Here is a 20356-nt window from a genome sequence, read left to right as displayed (position 1 = left end):
GTATGCCTTCATTTTTATCTGGGCAGAATACACAACATTACTATTAATCGTACCTCAGTAGACTAGGAATTGCTCTATATTACAGGTACAAAGTTGATGCACGTAGGCAGTTACAACTATCTTTACAGCGGAGTGTTAATTTTTTATACTACTGCAATGCCGTAAACAAGATAGACGTTGATGTAAAAGGCAGAAGCTACCAAAATATCTGGCAGATCGATCTTCATGCTGGTAACGATCCACGCTGGTTGCTATCGCATCATAAATATTTATTTAATGAAATTTTACAGTGGCGAAGAAAAGCTGGATTTTCTAATCCAGAATCAATTATTGTTAATGCATCTGGTTTTGATGTGGTTGCTCCCATCAAAATATAACGTTCTTTGAATTCAAGCAAAAACGCGATCGCACTCACATCAAAAGTAGTAAGAATTGTAAGGTGGGCATTGCCCACCCTACAGAAGAAATGAGAATCTAACCCACCAATTCCATAGCGCGTTTAACCAAATTCTCAGCCGTCATCCCATTAATTGCCATCAATTGTGCGGGACTTGCGGTGGTTTCTCCTCGCTTCCAGGCAAAAGTATCGCGCTTGCAATGACTCCGCAACATAATTGGTTCCAACATCCCACTCGCACCAGATGCTACTCCAACCAAAGCATCGCCACCAAATAACGCCTCAAACCCAGCATCATTCAAAAATTCTCCATCGGGTTCAGAACAAGAATCCCAAGCCACATCGCTAGGACGATACAAACGACGGGGATTGACGACAGAAACAATTCTCACGCCAATTTCTTGCGCTTCTAAATAAGTCGCAGCTTCAAATACTGGCATCAAAACCATATCGCCAATCACAGCAAATACTACCGTCTTGCTACCCTTAATTTCTTGCAGTACCACCGCACCATCTTGAATCGCTTTGCGACTCTGTTCAAATGTTGTTCGAATTGGTAAAGGTGACTTACTAGCTGTAATCACGACACCCTTATTCTTCGTCGTCAGCGCCCAATCGTAACAAACTTGAATCGAGTTGGCATCGGGTGGAAACAAGGGAAAGACATTGCCATTCCGCATCATGGCGGCGAAATATGCTTCAATTTCAGGGCGTTGGTGCGTCCATCCATTGCGCCCTTGTTCTAACGCGCCAGCCGTAAATAGAGTTACGGTAGAAGGTGTAGGACGACGTAATTCTGCCATCGCTTGCGTTACTGTTTGCCAAATTGGTAAACCATTAATTGCAAAAGACTCATAAGAACACCACAAAGTTCGACAACCCATCAACGCCGAACCAGCCGCTAAACCCGCACAAGCATCTTCACTTAGGGGTTCGTAAACTTGTCCGCCTGGGGTTTGGTTATATACAGGATCTTCTGTGGGGTGGATAATTTTCAATGCTTGGTTAATGTTGGCAATTCCCGAAGCTTCATTCCCATCAGCGTTGGTGACGATGTAGTTGCGATCGCATTCTCCCACTTTCGCCACCAATTTACCCATCGCTGTTGTCGATACTTTCGGATCTCCCCCTACAGCATATTCTTCTAACGGCAATTCCCCAAGTTCTGCTAGCGGTAATACAGATTCCGTCACCGCTACTCGACTCGCCGAACCACCACCAGCGCGTTCGCAGTTCGTCCGCACGATTTCCCATGCAGCAGGCGCTAAAGCACGCGATTTGAGGGCGTTGACAATATCGGGGTTGTCGAGAGTATGCATCGCATAGAGGTTGTGAGATTTTGCCCCTCTCGCATGGACTCCAGCCCCTTTTAATTGTTTGATGATTAATACCGTCAGTTTTCCACTCAAAGCAGAACGGGTAGCTTCATCGGTTGCAACTAACACGGCTTTGGTGAAAGCTAAGCGCTGCTCGAAGGAAAAAGCGGTACTATCGACATAATCGCCTGGTTGGTTTTTGTCGTCAAAGTCTTTGGCATCGACTAACACGACTTCTTCAAAACCGTTACCGTGCCAGTATGCCATCATCCGTTCGTTGGATTGGGTAGACACCATACTATGATGTTCCTGACTGTAACCATTCCACACCAAGACGGGTAAGAAATTTGTCACGCCTGGATAGGCTGTGTGGAAATGCGCCATGCTACTCATGATGTAAGGTTCGCCTAACCCACCATCGCCAATCGTGACGGGGAATAATTTATCGGGGTGGAGACGGGCGGCTGACATGGCAAAGTGTTGCCCTTGTCCCAATGGTCCCGCCGGGGCGAGAATACCAGGAATAAAGCCAGAAAGGTGTCCGAGTAAACCGTTGTGTTCGCGGAAGCGATCGCGCAATTGTTGTACAGTAGTAATGCCCATGTCTTCTAATGAACGATCTAAGAACATGGCGCTGTAAAATCCTGGGGCGTGATGTCCGACTTCGGTAATAATATTTTTGTAGCCCAACATCACTAAGGCTGCGTAAGCTTCTACTTGCGAGGCAAAACCACCAGGGTGTCCCGAAGCTTTACTTCCCGTTACTTGTACTGTTAAATAGCGCAGGGCATCGGCATAGAGGAGGGTTTGAAATACAGCCGCCGGATCGTTAGGATCGGTTATAGCAGTTTTATTTGGTGCGATCGCTGCTTGTTTGCCATATTGCTCGAATCCTGGCAAAGTTTCGCCAAAATACTGAATTCCTTGACAAAATTCTGGTGTTACTATCTTTGCCGCTTCGGTCGATGCCGTCATGCTGAAGACCCTCTCTAATTTGAGTATTTGTACTTTTTAGATAATTTTAATTATTTTACATTTAATCTCTGCTTTATGTTGTATACGGTCTGTCTATACATATCAGTGGATTTGTCTAGCTATAGATCGCATATTTACAGAGAAAAATTCTGACGCTGATGAGTGCGTCTAGAAATAAGTTTTGAGCGAAAATTCATTGAATGAAATTGAAGTCATATGATAAAATCTCAAACGGTATTTTTTAAATTTAGATTTTATTCAAAATCGTTGCTGCTGCGACCCTAATAAATATAAATATATTTTTATTCTCAAATAATTTTTAGTTAATATATAAATAAATCTCCGTAGCAGCATTGTCTACCAATTTAAGATGAAGTTAACTGAGGTAAACAAAACTCCAGCCTTACTGCAAACGCTCCAGCTAATTGCCAATCCAATTGAGTTTTTAAATACTTGTGCCAACAAATACAGCGACCCATTTGCTGTGAGAGTGTTGGGTTTAAACTCTCCACCAGTTGTCTTTTTTAGCCATCCACAAGCAATTAAAGAGATTTTCGCTATTCCCTCAGAGTACTTTGATTATAAAAAAGCAACTCACGTCTTTCAACCTTTGATGGGGGAGCAATCTTTAATTTTACAAGAAGGGAAAAGTCATCAACGCCAACGCCAATTAATGCTACCTCCTTTTCATGGCGATCGCATGAAAACTTACGGGCAAATTATTTGTCAAATTACTCAAGACGTAACTCAACAATGGCAAGTTGGCAAACAGATTTCTATTAACCACTTCCTTCCCGATATTACTTTACAAATTATTTTACAAGTTGTATTCGGTATTAGTCCTGGGGAGAGGTACGAACAATTAAAAGTTAAATTAAGTTCTCTGCTAGAAGACGTTACTACTCCCTGGTACTCCAGTTTATTCTTTTTCCCACCATTACAAAAAGACTTGGGTGCGTGGAGTCCTTGGGGACATTTTGTCAGACGCAGACAACAAATTGACAAATTAATCTATGCAGAAATATCGCAACGGCGACGAGAAAACAATCCGACGCGCACCGATATTTTATCAATGTTAATGTCGGCACGGGATGAAAATGGACAGCAGATGAATGATGAGGAATTACGCGATCAGTTGATGTCTCTTTTATTATTAGGCTATGAAACTACAGCAGCAGCGCTAGCATGGGCATTTTACCTGATCCATTCTCATCCACAAGTGCGCGATCGCCTACAACAAGAATTGAATAATGCAGATCGTACTAAACCAGATGCGATCGCCCAACTCCCATATCTTACTGCTATCTGTCAAGAATCCCTCCGAGTTCACCCCATTGCTTTAATTTGTACTCCTCGAATGGTAAGAGACTCCGTACAAATTGCTGGAGATAAATTCAACGCTGGGACAATTATCGTACCTTGTATTTACCTCACCCATAGAAGAGAAGAAATCTATCCTCAACCAGAAAAATTTCAACCAGAAAGATTCCTACACCAAAAATTTTCACCCTTTGAATATCTTCCCTTTGGTGGTGGTAGTCGCGGTTGTATTGGTGCAGCTTTTTCGCTATATGAAATGAAACTCGTACTTGCTACTGTGTTATCGCAGTATGAATTAGAACTAGCAAATTCTCGTCCTGTTTCTCCAGTTCGGCGAGGCATTACAATTGTCCCTTCTGAAAATGGGATGCAAATGTCAGTTGTTGGTTATAAGTAAGGTGGGTATTGCCCACCTTACCATTCATTACTTATGCCAAATTGCAGATACATTCCTTAATACTGCGGATCTAACATCGATCTCAAGCAGAGTCAAAAGGATGCGATCGCGAGATGGATAACGAGCCACGGTTAGAAGAACAAGTCATCGATGCAGTAGCAGAAGTAGGAATATCTAGCCAAGTAGATAACGCTGAAAAAATTGATGTTGATATTCAAACAAATCTCTTAAAGCTAATTTTAGGGCAAGCAGATTCAGTAGATTTTACTGGACAAGGCGTAGTTATACAAAAAGACATCCGCCTGCAAGAAATTGAGGTACAAACGGATAAAGTTGATGTGAATCCACTCAGCGCTCTTTTTGGCAAGGTTGAATTAGATAAACCATTAGATGCTATTGCTAAAATTGTCATTACGGAACCAGATTTAAATCGCGCTTTGAAGTCTGAGTACGTATTAAAAAAAGCACGTAATTTTAAACTAAATGTAGACGGACAAACTGTTATTTTAGAAATGCAGCAGATGCAATTACAGTTACCCGGAGATAACAAAATGGTCTTCGATGGTAAGGTGTTGTTGCACGAAAAAGGCGAAACGCAGCCACTCGGTTTTACAGCTACATTTCGCCCCCGTACCCAGAAGCAACCAGTTATCGTTGAGAATTTTCAATGCGATCGCAATGAAGGAATATCTTTTGCGATCGCGCTGTCATTAATGGAAAAAGTCAAACAATGGATGGATTTACCCTATTTCGATCTAGAAGGAATAGCACTCAGAGTTGAAGAAATGACGGCGCAAGCAGGTCAGTTAGCTTTACAAATCCAAATTAGAATGAAACAAATACCTCAGAATTTAATTTAATAGGACACAATGCAAATTAATATATTTCCATTGTAGAGATGTTACATGTAACGTCTCTACAATGGAAATATTCAATATTAACTATTAACTGTTAATTCTACTTGTCCATACTTACTCATAATCTTGCGGTAAGTAGCAATTATGCTAGGAATGTAGCGCCACCAGGTTGCTATGAGGGCTACACTAAAAGTAGAGACAAAGCCGAAGGTGAAGAATTTCTCTAGAATTGACATAGAAATTGCCTTTGTAGATGGAACAAATATTAGAAAATTCTTAAGAACTGAATTGATTGTAGATTTTCTATCTTAAAATCATCCTCTGTAAAAATACTGTAATTGTATTTTTATCGATTAAAGCAGCTTTTCATGATGGTCTGCGCATAATCTCTTTCACTACTCAAACACCACAGTCTTATTCCCGTAAATTAAGACACGGTGTTGTAAATGCGATCGCACGGCTCTAGCTAAAACGACTCGTTCTAAATCTTTACCTTTACGGATCAGGTCGCTGACCTCATCGCGGTGGCTGATGCGGACGACATCTTGTTCGATAATTGGTCCAGCATCGAGTTCTGATGTTACGTAATGAGCGGTAGCACCGATAATTTTTACTCCGCGTTCGTAAGCTTTCTGGTATGGATTTGCGCCTACAAAAGCAGGAAGGAACGAATGGTGAATGTTAATTGCTTGAGGAAATCGGGTAATAAATTCGGGACTGAGAATTTGCATATATTTTGCCAGAACGATAAGATCGATGTCGTACCGGTGCAAAAGTTCTAACTGTTTTTCCTCTTGAGCCGCTTTGTTATCTTTGTTAACGGGAATATAGTAATAATCTATACCAAATTGTTTTGCTACCCATTCTAAATCGGCATGATTGCTAATAATCAGAGGAATTTCTGCGGCATACTCTTTTGCCTGTTGTCGGAGAATTAGATCGAATAAGCAATGTTCTTGCCGACTCACCCAAATAGCAAGGCGTGGGATGGTGTCGGAAAAGTGTAGTTGCCATTGAGCCTCTAGAGGCTGTGCGATCGCGCCAAAGGCAGGCGCAATTAGCTCTCGCGGTAGATGAAAACCCTCTAATTGCCATTCAATGCGGGTTAGAAACAAACCAGCAGCAAAGTCTGTATGCTGATCGGCATGGATAATGTTACCACCATTGGCATAGATAAAATTAGCAATTTTTGCTACTAATCCTTGTCGGTCGGGACAAGAAATGAGTAGAGTTGCTGTCAGTCTATTCATATTACTTAACCTTCGCTTGATGTATAAGAAAACCTTTATAAACTGTCTTCTATCTTCAGTACGAACGTAGTATTAGATATATCGAGTTTGAATTTCATTGTCTCTGATAACTGCCTCTGGATTGTCCGCAAGTTAAAAGTATGAAATAATACATAAACAAGATCGGGAATTGCTGGAAGCGCGTGTGAGGGTATACGAGCATTCATAGCACTAGTCTGGAATAGCTTTTTGGGCTGACGTATTTCATTGTCAGAGTCTTTTGCGGCTTGAAAGCAAGTTACTAACAAGGTGCTACGGATAAATGTCGATTAGTTAAGGCTTTCGGGTCAGATCGTTACAGGGTGTTCGGGCTACATAGCGCTCAAAAGAGCGTATTAACGATAACTTCGTCGACCGCGCTGCTGGTTTGGGGTAGCTGCTGAATTCTTTTCAGACTCAACCTATTTTTAGAAAATGACTTTTTAGAAAATGATGCTACAAACAATTATTACTGCTGGGGCGACTTTCTATATTACAATCGCGGCTTGTCTGTTTACTCAGTGGGCAGACATCATGCAGCGAGACCTTGGCAAACGCTCTCAATTACTTCTACTCAGAATATTTTTAGTCATAGTCACTCTTTTTTGGCCAATTATCGTACCCATTGCTTATCTAGAATTGTTAATTAAAGTTAAGAAAGACAAAGAAAAAATGAGTTGGTTGGCAGAGCGATCGCCTGAAAGTTTTTCAGCGACAACCGCTGACGATTCATTGCTGTCATAACTGATATCATTACCGCTATCATAATTGTCATCATTGCTAATAAAATAGCTTTTTCCTACAGTAAAAGCCCGCAAATGCGGGCTTTTTATTGAATGAAATATTTTGACTAAATTAGAGCTTGTAAATGTTCGATTAAATTAGGTGCTGGTACTACGCCCTCAATGCGATCGACTGGTTGACCCTGCTTAAATAGTACTAGTGTGGGCAAGGCATGAATTTGATATTGACTGGCGAGTTGTGGATATTTATCAGTATCGATTTTCACAATACGGATTTTAGATTTGAGACGCTCGTTTACTTGTTCTAAAATTGGAGCCATCATCTGGCAAGGACCGCACCATGCAGCGTAAAAATCTACCAGTACAGGCACATCAGCACCAGAAATCATTTCGGCAAAATTATTGAACTGCTGTTTAGTAGCCATGAGATTTAACACAGTTTTTTACTGTTATATCTCAAGTAGCAGTGAGTGGTGCGTGTTGATGCGGGTGTAGGGTGTAGTGAGTGGCTGGTAGCTAGTGGCTAGTGGCTGGTAGCTGGAATTCCTCCCTCAACTTCCTCAGCTTCCTTGTCCCCCTTGTCCTCCTTGTCTCCCTACTCCCTGCTCCCTACTCCCTGCTCCCTATTGATAAGATGGTTAGCGCGGTGGTTTAAGTGCGATCGCTAAGTGAGAGTATTTACGTAAGAGTCATTGTTTATGGAAGTATTGCCAGAGGATTTACAACGGTTACGCCAACAAGTCGCAATCGTCACGGGGGCTTCGCGAGGAATTGGACGGGCGATCGCTTTGAGTTTAGCCGCAGAAGGGGCAAACGTTGTTGTAAACTACGCAAGTTCTAGTTCCGCCGCTAAAGAAGTGGTAGAAGAAATTGAGGCGGCGGGGGGTAGCGCGATCGCAATTCCGGCTGATGTCTCTGACGCGGCTCAAGTAGATACTCTGGTTAATACTGTTGTAGAAAAATGGAAGCGAATTGATGTTTTGATAAACAATGCTGGTATTACCCGCGATACTTTGTTATTGCGAATGAAACCGGAAGACTGGCAAGCAGTCATCGACCTCAATCTTACAGGCGTATTCCTTTGTACCAAAGCTGTTAGCAAAATCATGCTCAAGCAACGCAGCGGGCGCATCATTAATATTGCTTCTGTAGCCGGACAAATGGGCAATCCCGGTCAAGCAAATTATAGCGCCGCAAAAGCTGGGGCGATCGGATTTACTAAAACCGTTGCGAAAGAACTTGCCTCCCGTGGCATTATCGTCAATGCTGTTGCCCCTGGTTTTATCACTACTGACATGACCAGTAACATTGATTCTGAAGATATTCTGAAATATATTCCCTTGAGTCGTTACGGCAAACCCGAAGAAGTTGCTGGTATGGTGCGCTTTCTCGCCGCCGATCCTGCGGCTGGTTACATTACAGGTCAAGTCTTCAACGTCGATGGTGGCATGGTTATGGCTTAAGAGCGATTAGCGTCTAGCAATTAGCTAACAGCTAATTGCTAAACGCCAGTAGTTTCATTAGCACTCAACTCAAGAGAGTGCTAAATTGACTAATGGAAGCTTGAGGAAACGAAGCGTATGTCAAAAATCGTTGCGTTTGATGATGAATCGCGGCGGGCATTGGAACGGGGTGTGAATGCCCTTGCCGATGCCGTGAAAATTACCCTGGGTCCAAAAGGTCGCAACGTCCTGTTAGAGAAAAAATACGGTGCGCCTCAGATTGTCAATGATGGGATTACTGTAGCTAAAGAAATTGAGTTGGAAGACCCCCTAGAAAATACTGGGGCGCGTCTGATTCAGGAAGTTGCATCGAAGACCAAAGATGTAGCTGGGGATGGTACGACTACGGCGACGGTTCTCGCCCAAGCGATGATTCGTGAGGGACTGAAGAACGTAGCAGCGGGTGCTAATCCAGTGGCGCTGCGTCACGGAATCGAGAAGACCGTTGCCAAACTGGTAGAAGAAATTGCTGCTGTCGCCAAACCAGTCGAAGGAAATGCGATCGCCTCTGTGGCGACTGTCTCGGCTGGAAACGATGAAGAAGTTGGGGCGATGATCGCTGAGGCAATGGAGCGAGTCACCAAAGACGGTGTGATTACCGTTGAGGAATCCAAGTCTCTCACGACCGATTTAGACGTGGTAGAAGGGATGCAGTTGGATCGAGGTTATATTTCTCCCTACTTCATCACCGACAACGAGCGGATGGTAGCAGAGTTTGAGAATCCTCGCTTGTTGATTACAGACAAGAAAATTAGCACGATCCAAGATTTGATTTCGATTTTGGAAAAAGTCGCTCGTGCCGGACAACCTTTGATTATTATTGCTGAGGATGTCGATGGAGAAGCTTTAGCAACTTTGGTTGTGAATAAAGCTCGTGGCGTGTTGAGCGTTTGCGCGATTAAAGCCCCAGGATTTGGCGATCGCCGTAAAGAAATGTTGCGCGACATCGCCGTACTAACTGGCGGTCAGTTGATTTCTGAAGAAATCGGCTTAAGCTTGGATACCGCTTCTTTGGAGATGATGGGTGTTGCTCGTAAAGTCATCATCGACAAAGAATCTACCACAATCGTCGCCGAAGGCGAAAATAAAGCTGATGTGGAAAAGCGCATCAGTCAAATTCGCAAGCAACTAGCAGAATCTGACTCCGACTATGACAAGGAGAAACTGCAAGAGCGAATTGCCAAGCTGGCTGGCGGTGTGGCAGTCATTAAAGTTGGTGCAGCTACCGAAACCGAACTCAAAGACCGCAAACTGCGAATTGAAGACGCGCTGAACGCGACTAAAGCCGCAGTCGAAGAAGGTATCGTCCCTGGCGGCGGTACGACCCTAATCCACTTAGCGAAGAAGGTGGACGAATTCAAAGCCAGCCTGCAAGACGAAGAAAAAGTTGCCGCTGAAATCGTCGCTAGAGCGCTGGAAGCTCCCTTACGCCAAATGGCTGACAATGCAGGGGCTGAAGGCTCTGTCGTGGTTGAAAGAGTGCGGGAAACCGATTTCAACGTTGGTTACAATGCGGCAACTGGCGAGTTTGAAGATCTGATTGCTGCTGGCATTCTCGACCCTGCTAAGGTTGTGCGTTCGGCATTACAAAATGCTGGTTCGATTGCTGGTATGGTGTTAACGACCGAAGCCCTAGTCGTTGAAAAGCCAGAGAAGAAAGCTGCTGCTGCCCCTGACATGGGCGGTATGGGTGGCATGGGCGGCATGGGTGGTATGGGCGGTATGGGTGGCATGGGTATGATGTAGCCTGCATAACCCTCGTAAGGGCGCACGGCTGTGCGCCCCTATACATTGGATAAATTTATGGTTATTGGTTGGCGATCGCCTTTTCTATCTACTACCTTGCCAATAATGCAACTTTGTGCGTAGCCTAAACTATGTAGCTTATCTAGACATTGACTGGCTTGTTCTGCTGGAATTGATGCGAGTAAACCGCCCGATGTCTGCGGATCGAATAAGAGCGAGTAGCGAGCAGACGGGCTGAGCGATTCTGAACCAGCGATGTTTAGATCGGTAATAAAACGAGCAATGCGTAAATTTTCCGCTTGCAGCGAACTGACAATTCCTTTTTGTAATGTAGCGATCGCACCTTCTAGAGCAGGAATTGCTGCTAAATTTAAATCTACCGCACAGGCAGAGATGCCTACGCTACGGGAAGCTCGAACCATTTCGTACAAGTGTCCGGCAAGCCCAAAACCCGTAACATCAGTACAAGCAGTGGCTCCATGTGCCATCAAACAAGCAGCTGCAACTTGATTCGATTGCAACATTGAAGTAACAGCGCGATCGATCCAATCTCCTTTAGTTTCCCGTTGCATCTCGGCAGCAAAAAGGGTTCCCGTACCGAGGGCTTTAGTTAAAATTAGAACTTGTCCTGGCTGCATTCCACCTTTGCGCAGAAGTTTATTCGGGTGGACTAAACCGTTACAAGATAAGCCAAATTCCAATTCGCTGCCTTCAGTTGTGTGTCCACCTACCAAAGGTGTCTGCGCGTCAGCTAGCACTTTGACTGCGCCGGATAGTAACTGATAAAGGGTTTCTTCTGTTTTGGATTCTAAAGCATAGGGAATAGTTGCGATCGCCAATGCACTTTGAGGTGTCGCACCCATTGCAAAAATATCGCTGAGGCAATGGTTAGCAGTAATTTGTCCAAAAATATACGGATCGTTGATGAGACTGCGGAAATGATCTATGGTGTGTACCATCCACAAACCGCCTGGTACTTCCACCACCGCTGCATCGTCAGGAGCATCTAGCCCGATAATAATATCTTGGCGATTGCACCAGTTAGTACTATCCTGCTTGATTTGATTGAGTACCCTTGCTAAAACTGTGCTGCTAACCTTAGAACCGCAGCCAGCACAAGGCATTGTTTGGTAATTGGTAATTGGTAATTGGTAATTGGTAATTGGTTGTTGGTTGAGCGCTCCTTTGTCCCCCTTGTCCTCCTTGTCCCAATTTTGAATTTTGAATTTTGAATTTTGAATTTTGAATTTTGAATTTTGACTTTTCTCGTCCATTTGCGGTAAGTCACTGAACCGCTGCATGAATTTGCGATCGATCGCATCTTTCCAGCGCCACAGCCAGCCAGTAGCGCCAAAACCAAGTTTTCCCCATGCCGCGATCGCTTTGCCGTCTCCCGTACCGATTAAACTTAAATATTGTTTCTGCGGTTTGTAAGGCTGTAGCGATCGCCCTAATAATGCTCGTCGCAGGTTTTTAAATAAAGGTTTGCCTTGGCGCACGGCAAATACTCCAGCTTTGGGACGGGGATAATTTACCATTGAGGCAATATCACCCGCTGCAAATACATCTGGATGGGAAACCGATTGTAGTGCATCGTTGACGAGAATAAATCCGCGTTCGTCAGTGGCGATTCCTGCGGCTTGTAGCCAATCGGGTGCGGAGGCTTGCGTTACCCAGAAGATGCGATCGCATTCTACCTGCAATCCAGATTCACATTTGATGGTGTAGGGTGTTGGTAGGGGCGGGTTTGGAAACCCGCCCGTATAGGTGTAGGGTGTGGGGTACGATTGGATTTCACAAACGGTTTCTTGCAGGTGTAGTTGAATTCTTTTGTGGATTAAAATCTCTTGACAGCGATGCCGTACCCAGGAATTGTAATTTGGCATTAATTCAGCACCGCGCTGAAATAGATGAATTTCTAGATCTCGATCTTCCCTCTCCTCCCTGAATAAGCGAGAAGACTTAGCCCCCCTTTTTAAGGGGGGTTGGGGGGATCTTATAGACTGCAAATGACCCTGCATTGCCATTGCTAACTCGACTCCGCCAGCACCTCCACCGACAATTCCCAGGCGCAATGTAGAGACGTTACATGTAACGTCTCTACATGTTGTAACGTCTCTACACAAGTCATACCAATGTTGCAGAAACTGCGCCACTGGTTTCGCTGGAATCGCGTACTCTGCTGCACCGGGTACGGAAATTTGAGCCGGAGTGCTGCCAATATCAACGGAAAGCAAATCGTAGGCTACAGGCGGACGGTTGGCACAAATAACTTTTTTATTAACTAAATCTAATCCAACAACGCGATCGCGATAAAATTGCACCCGAGCAAATTGAGCTAAACGTCGCAGATCGATGTGGCATTCTTCATGAGTGTAAAATCCAGCAACGTGACCGGGTAACATCCCCGAATAAGGAGTATCTGACGCTTCTGTAATTAATGTAACTCGAATGCCTAGTATCGGTTTCATACCCAGCATTCTCAGGACAATAGCATGGCTGTGACCGCCGCCAATCAGGACTAAATCTTTAGTTACGAGTTGCGATCGCTGCATTCACTCTCAAAATAAAATATCTCTCATATTGATTCTGACAAATTAGTCGAGGTGAAGGCGGAACGCGATCGCAATTATTTCTGCTGTTTTGGATTAATGACTAACCAAACGCTCAGTAAAATTGTTATCAATCCAAAAATTAAGCCAGAATTCACGGGTTCGCCGAGGAAAATATTGCCAAATAACAGACTGAAAACAGGAATTAAAAAAGCAACAGTTATTGCTCCAGTCGCACCGATATTAGAAATTAGTTGAAAGTAGAGCGGATAGGCAACAGCAGTACACGCGATCGCGAGTACGGCGACTGCAAAAATAACTTCGAGCGAGGGAAGTGTTTGAGGAAAAGTTGCAAAAGCAACCGGAATCAGCAAAATACTCGAACTAGTTAATTGTCCGAAGGCAGTTTCAGCAACTCGATCGTGTATAAATCTGCGACGGGCATACACAGCAGCAATACCATAGGAGAGGGCTGCAATTAAAGCTGATATTCCTCCGAAAATGACTGAAGGTGATAGCGGTAAAGGGCTCCATCCAACTAAAATAGCAACTCCAACAATCCCTAATACTAATCCAATCGCTTTACGTTTGTTTAGCGATTCTTTCAACCAAATAGCTGAAACGATCGCTGTAAATAGAGGAGCTGTTGCATTTAAAATTGCCGCAATTGAAGCATTAAGATTGACAACGGCGATCGCAATTAATAAAAAAGGAATGACATTGTTGAATAAACCCAACAAAAGATAAGACTGCCAACGACTTTTGAGCTTGAATGGTGAGGCGATCGCGCCAGATAAACCTAATGCAACCGCTGCTAAAATAATTCGTAAACTGATGGTAAAGAAGATTCCTAAAACAGGAGCTGCAATACGGATAAATAAATACGAACTGCCCCAAAGCGCAGCGAGTAAAAACAAGCGCGCTAGATCGATTGGTTTCATTTTTAAAATTGCAGAATGCTTAGTAGTTTTTCGATCCCCCAACCCCCTTAACAAGGGGGCTATGAAAAATTACTGAATTGTTTCGTGGCTTGGCGATTTTCCAGTCCGCTCTAGTTCCAACAGCAACCGTTTTCGCCAAATTCCACCGTTGTATCCAGTTAATTGTCCATCTTTGCCAATTACGCGATGACAGGGAATCAGGATATCGATCCGATTCATCCCATTTGCTCTAGCTACGGCACGAACTGCTGTAGGCTGACCGATGCGCCGAGCCAGTTCATCGTAAGATATTGTCGTCCCATAAGGAATGCGTTGTAACTCCGACCATACTTTTTCTTGAAATGCAGTTCCTTGTGGAACCAAAGGAGTTGTAAACTCGGTTAACTTACCTGCGAAATAACACGCCAGTTCATCTCGCAAATGCTCGATATGATGATTCGTCACGGGGAGAATTGGATAACCAAAATGCTTGCGAATTGTGGCATAGTTATGCTCAAGCATTTGCTTATCTGTATAGGCGATCGCGCATATCCCTCGCTCGACTGCACCAACAAGTAATGCTCCTAAAGGTGTTTCTAAAATTTGCGTGGCTACAAAGTCGCTAGTTTGGCTTTGTCCTGGGGGGACACCAAAGACTTTGCTGAAGGCTTCTCTAAACCCACTATGAGATTCATATTGATTGGCAAAGACAACATCATCTAGCGTGGCTCCCGCTCGAATTTGCGTCAAAGCATTCGCCAATCGTCTGCTGCGACACCATTCTACAAATGTCATGCCGTAATGCTCTCGAAACCAGCGTCGGACTCGTTCGGGAGTTGTTTTTAACTCACGCAGTTCTGCGGCTGTAATTTTTAGATCTGGTGCGGTTTCTACGCGCTGTATCAATGTTGTCACCCAATCTGGCAGCGCCCCATAAACTAAAAGCGGATGACATCGTTTACAAGGACGATAACCTGCAAGCACAGCATCCCGAATTGTGGGAAAGAATTCGACGTTTTCCAGTTTCGCACGGGCAGGACAAGAAGGGCGACAAAAAATTCCTGTCGTGCGGACAGCTACAAAAAACACGCCGTCATAGCTAGCATCTTTGCTACAAGCGGCTTGTTCCATTTCAGCGCGCGATGGCAAGAGATTTAAGTTCATTTGCACGGGTACGCAATTCAATTCCATACTGGCTATTGTTGCAAGCCCATACATTGCCGTCTACCGAAAAAGCGACATGACATCGATTCGGTAAGCTAGCGTGAAGGATGAAGTGCGATCGCCTCTACTCTTTAGTCAATCCATTCTAGAAGTCCTAAAGAGGTTATACTACCGATTAAATGAGTTCCGATTAAGTTAACGTTAGATAAGATTACCAAAATATCTAAAGAACGAATTAGATTTTGGCGATTATATATTGCGACCCCCTGGGGAACGGATAAAGATTTTGATAATACTGCGATCGCGCTGACTTCTGAGGCAACAAAAGCGATTAACATTCCGATAAAACTGACGATTAAACCAATTTTTAAAGCTTGAATGACTTCTTCTTTGCGAGGATGAATCGTGCGATCGCTTGATTGCAAGCGTCTAGCTAAACTTCGATCTCTAAAAGCCCAAACTACGCTAAAGGCAGCTAGTAATACACCGACAATTGCTAGAAATATACTCAGGCTAATACTGGCATTCTCTGCTACCTCGCTGGCATTGCGGCTAAGGATGGCAAATATTAAAGCAATTCCAGAGGTACTCGCTAATGCTAGCTGTATCCAAAAGCTAAATCGACTTACAATCCGAAAAGCAGCGGCGAATCTTTGTTTAGTTGGTGTTGGTAATGAGTCTTTGATTATTTCAGACATGTATTTCTCTCACAGGCATATTTTACCTTTGTTATAAAGAAGCTATTGAGAGAAATCATCAACCCAAAGTTAGCTGTTGGGATAATTTTATATATAATGAGATAGACCGAGGGGTAGGTTCACCAGCAACCTCTGCGTTTATGTAAAGATATTTTTAAACCTAGCTTTCTCAGGATATGGCAAGGGGTCTGGATTTTATGTCGCGCAAAGTCGCAAAGACGCGAAGAAGAACGCAAAAAGGCTTTGAACGAGCTACTTAGAGGGTTTGAAGTTGGAAAATTCGCAAATTGCACTGAAGGAACAGTACCGACAGTGATAACCTGGATTGGGAGGAAAGATTTTACTAAAATTATAGGGGTTTTGTTCGTATTTATTAATATCTCGCTGGTGGCGAATTGCAATCCTTGCCAGTTGACTTTCAATTGCGTCGAGTTGACTGGGAGTGACGCGAATTAGAGCGGAGGTTTTACACTGTTCTAAATTATAAAAGGAAGCAACTGCTGTATATTGAGGATATAAATAACGGGCAGCAACGAGGTAGACAAATGCTTGTCTTTGGTCGAAGATAGATTTACCCGTTTTAAAATCGATAATGTGTAATGTTTTATCTGATTCTGTTAAAATACAGTCCATCGTAGCATAGAGTCGAAATCGGTAGTTTTGTTGTTCGATCCAAATTGGTTTAGGAAATCCTTCCTCACCACTAGTTAATTCAATAATATGTTTTCCTACTAATAATGGATGAGCGTGATAATTTTTGAGAATCTGCGTTACTCGCTGCTGAACTTGTGTGGTTAATTTGCCGAGTTTAAGTAACTGCGAGACTCTTTCCACGCCATCAGGTTGAGTCAGAAATTGACGGTGACGGTGGAACTCGTAAACGCCTTTTTGCGCCAACAACCCAATTCGCTGCGGAATGCTAGCTTGGGTAAGTAACGATTGAACGATCGGTTCTTTTTGTCTCGCTTTGATAAAACCCCGCTTCATTTGGCAATGCCAGCGTTCTTGTCCTACGGCTGGGACAACTAACGACCACAAGTGATAACTAACAAAGGGTTGCCCAAGAATTGGCATCGTTCTCAGAAGAAACAACAAAGATACGGACTGTCTAACAAAGGAGTGAAGCAAGAAACTTCTTGTACTATTAATGATGAATATAGGGTGGCAAACTGTGAATGCCAGTCAAATCGGCAAAATTAAATTCGGTACTGACGGATGGCGGGGAATCATCGCTGATGATTTTACCTTCGCCAACGTCCGACGAGTGACAAGGGCGATCGCAAGTTACCTAGAAACTGCATACACTAAAAGTAGACCAGTTTTGGTGGCGTACGACACCCGTTTTCTGGCAGAAAAATTTGCCCGTACCGCTGCCGAAGTCTTAGCAGAATTGGGATGGAGTGTGAAAATTACCGATCGCGATTGTCCGACTCCGGTAATTGCTTATAATGCCCGTTACTTAAACTCAGCAGGGGCATTAATGTTCACCGCTAGCCACAACCCTGCACCCTATTGCGGGATTAAATACATTCCCGACTATGCTGGTCCTGCTACTCCAGAGATTACTGATACAATTGTGGCAAATATTTTTGGTGTGGAGGATACTCCGCCAAAATTTATCCGCAATGACAGAATTTCTACTTTTAATCCCCAGCCCGAATATCTGAAATTTATCTATTCTCTGATTGATATCGAAAAAATTCGTCATGCTAGGCTGAGGGTAAAGTATGATGCCCTCTACTCGACTTCTCGCGGCTACCTAGATACGGTATTGAGATACTGCGGTTGCGAGTTAGAAACATTCCACGCCTACCGAGATGTCTTGTTTGGTGGTGGAATGCCGGAACCACAAGGCAAACAGTTAACTCAGTTGGTAGCAGCCGTACAAGCAGATGCCGCTGACTTGGGCTTAGCTACGGATGGAGATAGCGATCGCTTCGGTATTGTAGACGAATTGGGCAATATTTTAACGCCGAATGCTGTCTTGTTACTGCTTGCCCGTCACTTAATTGAAAATAAAGGCAAAACAGGGGCGATCGTCCGTACTGTCGCCACCACACGTTTACTCGATAATTTTGCCGTTAAATACAGATTACCTTTGTACGAAACTCCTGTAGGATTCAAGTATATTGGGGAAAAAATGCGCGAAACCACTGTCTTGATTGGCGGCGAAGAATCGGGTGGTTTAAGCGTAATCGGACATATTCCCGAAAAAGATGGGATACTCGCAAATATGCTAGTTGCTGAGGCGATCGCCTATGCAGGTAAGCCATTGAGTCAGTTAGTTGCAGAAGCAATTGCTGATGCTGATGGTCCCCTGTACAACCACCGCATCGATTTGCACCTCAGCGATGCCCACAAAGCCGCCATTATCGACAGTTTTACTCAAAATCCTCCCAGGGCGATCGCCGGAATCGCAGTTAAAGAAGTCAGTCGCAAAGACGGAGTTAAACTGTATTTAGCAGAGGGCAGTTGGATACTGTTACGCCCATCAGGTACGGAACCCCTCATGCGCGTCTACATGGAAACCAACTCTCTCGACAAGCAAGATCGAATTGTGATGGAAATGGAAAGAGCGATCGGGCAAATTGGTAATAGATAAGTCAAAAGTTAAAAGTTAAAAGTCAAAACTGAGAAGTCAGGAGTCAAAAGTCAGGAGAAATATAAACACGAACTCTCACTACTCCCTACTCCCTACTCCCTAATCTATGAAATCCTTCGCTAGTCTTCTCACTTCTTCTATTGTCGCTGTTTGGATTGTGGCGATCTCGCTGCTATCTATGCAAAATGCCGATCCAATTCGGCTGAAGTTTTTACGCTACCAGACAATTCAATTACCAGTTGGTTTTGTTTTGGCTGTTAGTGCTGGGGTAGGGGTGGTTGCAACGGCTTTGATGCAGCCTCTCTGGGGTATAGGGAGTACACCTGCACGATCTATTGAGGAAGACATTGAAGATGAATTTTCTTTTGATGAATAGTGTAGAGACGCTACGCCATAACATCTCTACAATCTACAAAATAGAGAACTCCTGTATGCTATTCCGATAAGCGAATCTCTTTGTGAGACTGCTTGCTTCTGTCTGGCATAGATCCATTGTGATAGGTTTTGGCGTACTGCTTTTCAGGATCGATACCTTTGAATGTGGGGGGTATCCAAACGCGGACAACGAGTAGGGCTGCTAATACCAGCAGAAAGGCACATGCAGCTAAGATCTGATTCCAGGGAACTTCTAAAACTCCCCGCACGATCACTTCTCGCAATACAGATACAATAGACACTTCCACCATTACACCAATCGATACTCGCTGTTCTTGCAGGTAGATAATTAGCAGTCGGAACAACTCAACCAGAATCAGTAGGAACAGAATATCAGCCGCGATTTGGTGGAAATTCAGAGGGGGTAGCAACATGAAGAATATTCCCCGCAGTTGAATTGCCATGACACAGAACAAACCAACGCACAGAGAGATGACAATTAAATCCTGAATAGTTTCTAAGCTACGCACGATCGCACTACGATTGAAAAATTCGTACCAATAATGCAATGGGCTTTTTAAAGGCTGATTCATTGGGAAATTCTCCTGTGTGCGGTTAGCTCGTTATGCTTACATTAACTTATGTTTTTAAGTTTTAAATTTTGAAAAAGTTATATAAATAATTATTGTCCTCGATCGCGAGCGACAACTACGACTATTTGCAGAAGACTGGTAATCATTGCTGGGTTGAGTATCTGGAGCGATCGCCTGCCAAATTTTTTTCAAAATAGGTCAACATACCGCAGAGATTTTGTTCTCTAAGCACATCTTTCCTTAGGAGGATTTGGGAAATTATGTGCGATGATTTCATGGAAAAAGTTTGTTTGAGGTGTAACTTGCATGAAAGCTAGATATCTATCATTCATAGGTATGGTGATCGCAGTGGCATTGAGTGGTGGTGCTGCTTGGGCGCAATCAGGTTCTGTACCGAAAGAAATCCAGCTTTCACAGACAGATAGCCCGTCACAAAGTCCGGCTCAACCAACTCAACCTTCTCAGTCTCAGCCACCAACTCAAAAACCAGCCCCAGCGCAGGTTAGTCAGAAAGAACTGCAACAATTTGCTAACGCAGTCAAAAAACTACAACCTATCCAAGAGAACGCCCAAAATCAGATTGTTCAAGCAATTCAACAGGAAGATTTGAGCGAAAAACGGTTTGGGGAAATTTACCAATCGCGCCGAAATCCTCAAGCGCAGCCTACAGCCAAAATTACCCCTGACGAAAACAAGAAATTCGATCAAGCCAATGCCAAAATCGAAAAAATTGAGCAGTCCACCCAAGGGCAAATGGAGCAAGCTGTCAAGGGGGAAGGTTTAGATATCCAGCGATTTAATCAAATCTTTCTCACCCTGAGACAAAATCCAGACTTACTGCAAAAAGTGCGAGAAATGATTAAGACTGCTGGCTAATTAGTGGCTAGTGGTTAGAGGCTAGTGGTTAGAGGCTCGTGGCTAGTGGCTAGTG

The 20356-nt window shown here is 43.8% G+C and carries 18 protein-coding genes; 8 read left to right on the top strand and 10 right to left on the bottom strand.

Annotated elements, in window-relative coordinates:
* Window positions 1–474 precede the first annotated feature (474 nt).
* Window positions 475–2688 carry a phosphoketolase family protein gene (locus DSM107010_RS24690; protein WP_106167629.1) on the bottom strand — a complete coding sequence of 738 codons (2214 nt, stop codon included), beginning with the start codon at window positions 2686–2688 and terminating at the stop codon, window positions 475–477.
* 370 nt (window positions 2689–3058) lie between these two features.
* Between DSM107010_RS24690 and DSM107010_RS24685 the strand changes: the two genes are divergently transcribed.
* Both DSM107010_RS24685 and DSM107010_RS24680 read left to right on the top strand, forming a co-directional pair.
* Window positions 3059–4405, top strand: coding sequence for a cytochrome P450 (locus tag DSM107010_RS24685; protein WP_106167628.1), 1347 nt, complete (start codon window positions 3059–3061; stop codon window positions 4403–4405).
* A gap of 113 nt (window positions 4406–4518) precedes the next feature.
* Entirely contained in the window at window positions 4519–5265 is a 747-nt protein-coding gene (locus DSM107010_RS24680; RefSeq protein ID WP_106167627.1) for an LmeA family phospholipid-binding protein, read from the top strand.
* A 77-nt stretch (window positions 5266–5342) separates the two neighbouring features.
* On the opposite strand, the gene DSM107010_RS38720 is transcribed toward DSM107010_RS24680, so the two are convergent.
* Window positions 5343–5498, bottom strand: a complete 156-nt coding sequence (locus tag DSM107010_RS38720) for a hypothetical protein (protein ID WP_158631857.1) — start codon at window positions 5496–5498, stop codon at window positions 5343–5345.
* A gap of 159 nt (window positions 5499–5657) precedes the next feature.
* Entirely contained in the window at window positions 5658–6512 is an 855-nt protein-coding gene (gene purU / locus DSM107010_RS24675) for a formyltetrahydrofolate deformylase (protein WP_106167626.1), read from the bottom strand.
* 468 nt (window positions 6513–6980) lie between these two features.
* On the opposite strand from purU, the gene DSM107010_RS24670 reads away from it, so the two are divergent.
* Entirely contained in the window at window positions 6981–7274 is a 294-nt protein-coding gene (locus DSM107010_RS24670; protein WP_015152567.1) for a hypothetical protein, read from the top strand.
* Between the two features lie 106 nt (window positions 7275–7380).
* On the opposite strand, the gene trxA is transcribed toward DSM107010_RS24670, so the two are convergent.
* The gene (gene trxA / locus DSM107010_RS24665) at window positions 7381–7698 is read right to left on the bottom strand and encodes a thioredoxin (protein WP_015152568.1); all 318 of its coding nucleotides are present in this window, start codon (window positions 7696–7698) and stop codon (window positions 7381–7383) included.
* A 273-nt stretch (window positions 7699–7971) separates the two neighbouring features.
* Here trxA and fabG point away from each other — a divergent pair, with 273 nt between their 5' ends.
* Together fabG and groL are read left to right on the top strand one after the other, a co-directional pair.
* Entirely contained in the window at window positions 7972–8736 is a 765-nt protein-coding gene (fabG, locus tag DSM107010_RS24660; protein WP_106167625.1) for a 3-oxoacyl-[acyl-carrier-protein] reductase, read from the top strand.
* Window positions 8737–8853: 117 nt separating this feature from the next.
* Window positions 8854–10521 carry a chaperonin GroEL gene (groL, locus tag DSM107010_RS24655; RefSeq protein WP_106167624.1) on the top strand — a complete coding sequence of 556 codons (1668 nt, stop codon included), beginning with the start codon at window positions 8854–8856 and terminating at the stop codon, window positions 10519–10521.
* Window positions 10522–10559: 38 nt separating this feature from the next.
* Here groL and selD read toward each other — a convergent pair whose 3' ends face one another.
* The 5 genes from selD to DSM107010_RS24630 all read right to left on the bottom strand — a co-directional run bounded on the left by selD (window position 10560) and on the right by DSM107010_RS24630 (window position 16929).
* The gene (gene selD / locus DSM107010_RS24650; RefSeq protein WP_127024152.1) at window positions 10560–13076 is read right to left on the bottom strand and encodes a selenide, water dikinase SelD; all 2517 of its coding nucleotides are present in this window, start codon (window positions 13074–13076) and stop codon (window positions 10560–10562) included.
* A 74-nt stretch (window positions 13077–13150) separates the two neighbouring features.
* Window positions 13151–14014, bottom strand: coding sequence for a DMT family transporter (locus tag DSM107010_RS24645; protein WP_106166399.1), 864 nt, complete (start codon window positions 14012–14014; stop codon window positions 13151–13153).
* Between the two features lie 69 nt (window positions 14015–14083).
* Window positions 14084–15184, bottom strand: coding sequence for a bifunctional transcriptional activator/DNA repair enzyme AdaA (locus tag DSM107010_RS24640; RefSeq protein ID WP_241994336.1), 1101 nt, complete (start codon window positions 15182–15184; stop codon window positions 14084–14086).
* A gap of 104 nt (window positions 15185–15288) precedes the next feature.
* Window positions 15289–15855, bottom strand: coding sequence for a DUF3611 family protein (locus DSM107010_RS24635; protein ID WP_015152574.1), 567 nt, complete (start codon window positions 15853–15855; stop codon window positions 15289–15291).
* 252 nt (window positions 15856–16107) lie between these two features.
* On the bottom strand, window positions 16108–16929 hold the full coding sequence (locus DSM107010_RS24630) for a PD-(D/E)XK nuclease family protein (protein ID WP_015152575.1): 822 nt from the start codon (window positions 16927–16929) through the stop codon (window positions 16108–16110).
* Window positions 16930–17002: 73 nt separating this feature from the next.
* Between DSM107010_RS24630 and DSM107010_RS24625 the strand changes: the two genes are divergently transcribed.
* Window positions 17003–18457 (top strand): phosphoglucomutase/phosphomannomutase family protein, encoded by a 1455-nt coding sequence (locus DSM107010_RS24625; protein ID WP_106166402.1) that lies wholly within the window; start codon window positions 17003–17005, stop codon window positions 18455–18457.
* 106 nt (window positions 18458–18563) lie between these two features.
* The gene (locus tag DSM107010_RS24620) at window positions 18564–18833 is read left to right on the top strand and encodes a LapA family protein (RefSeq protein ID WP_015152577.1); all 270 of its coding nucleotides are present in this window, start codon (window positions 18564–18566) and stop codon (window positions 18831–18833) included.
* 58 nt (window positions 18834–18891) lie between these two features.
* Here DSM107010_RS24620 and DSM107010_RS24615 read toward each other — a convergent pair whose 3' ends face one another.
* A complete protein-coding gene (locus DSM107010_RS24615; protein WP_015152578.1) occupies window positions 18892–19425 on the bottom strand; it encodes a phosphate-starvation-inducible PsiE family protein in 534 nt (177 codons plus the stop codon).
* Between the two features lie 306 nt (window positions 19426–19731).
* Here DSM107010_RS24615 and DSM107010_RS24610 point away from each other — a divergent pair, with 306 nt between their 5' ends.
* Entirely contained in the window at window positions 19732–20301 is a 570-nt protein-coding gene (locus DSM107010_RS24610; RefSeq protein ID WP_106166403.1) for a DUF4168 domain-containing protein, read from the top strand.
* Window positions 20302–20356: the final 55 nt, after the last annotated feature.

The sequence above is a fragment of the Chroococcidiopsis cubana SAG 39.79 genome, assembly GCF_003991895.1.
GTDB lineage: Bacteria > Cyanobacteriota > Cyanobacteriia > Cyanobacteriales > Chroococcidiopsidaceae > Chroococcidiopsis > Chroococcidiopsis thermalis.
The sequence above is the reverse complement of the archived record's forward strand: the minus strand, read 5'-3'. Positions and strand labels throughout refer to the sequence as shown.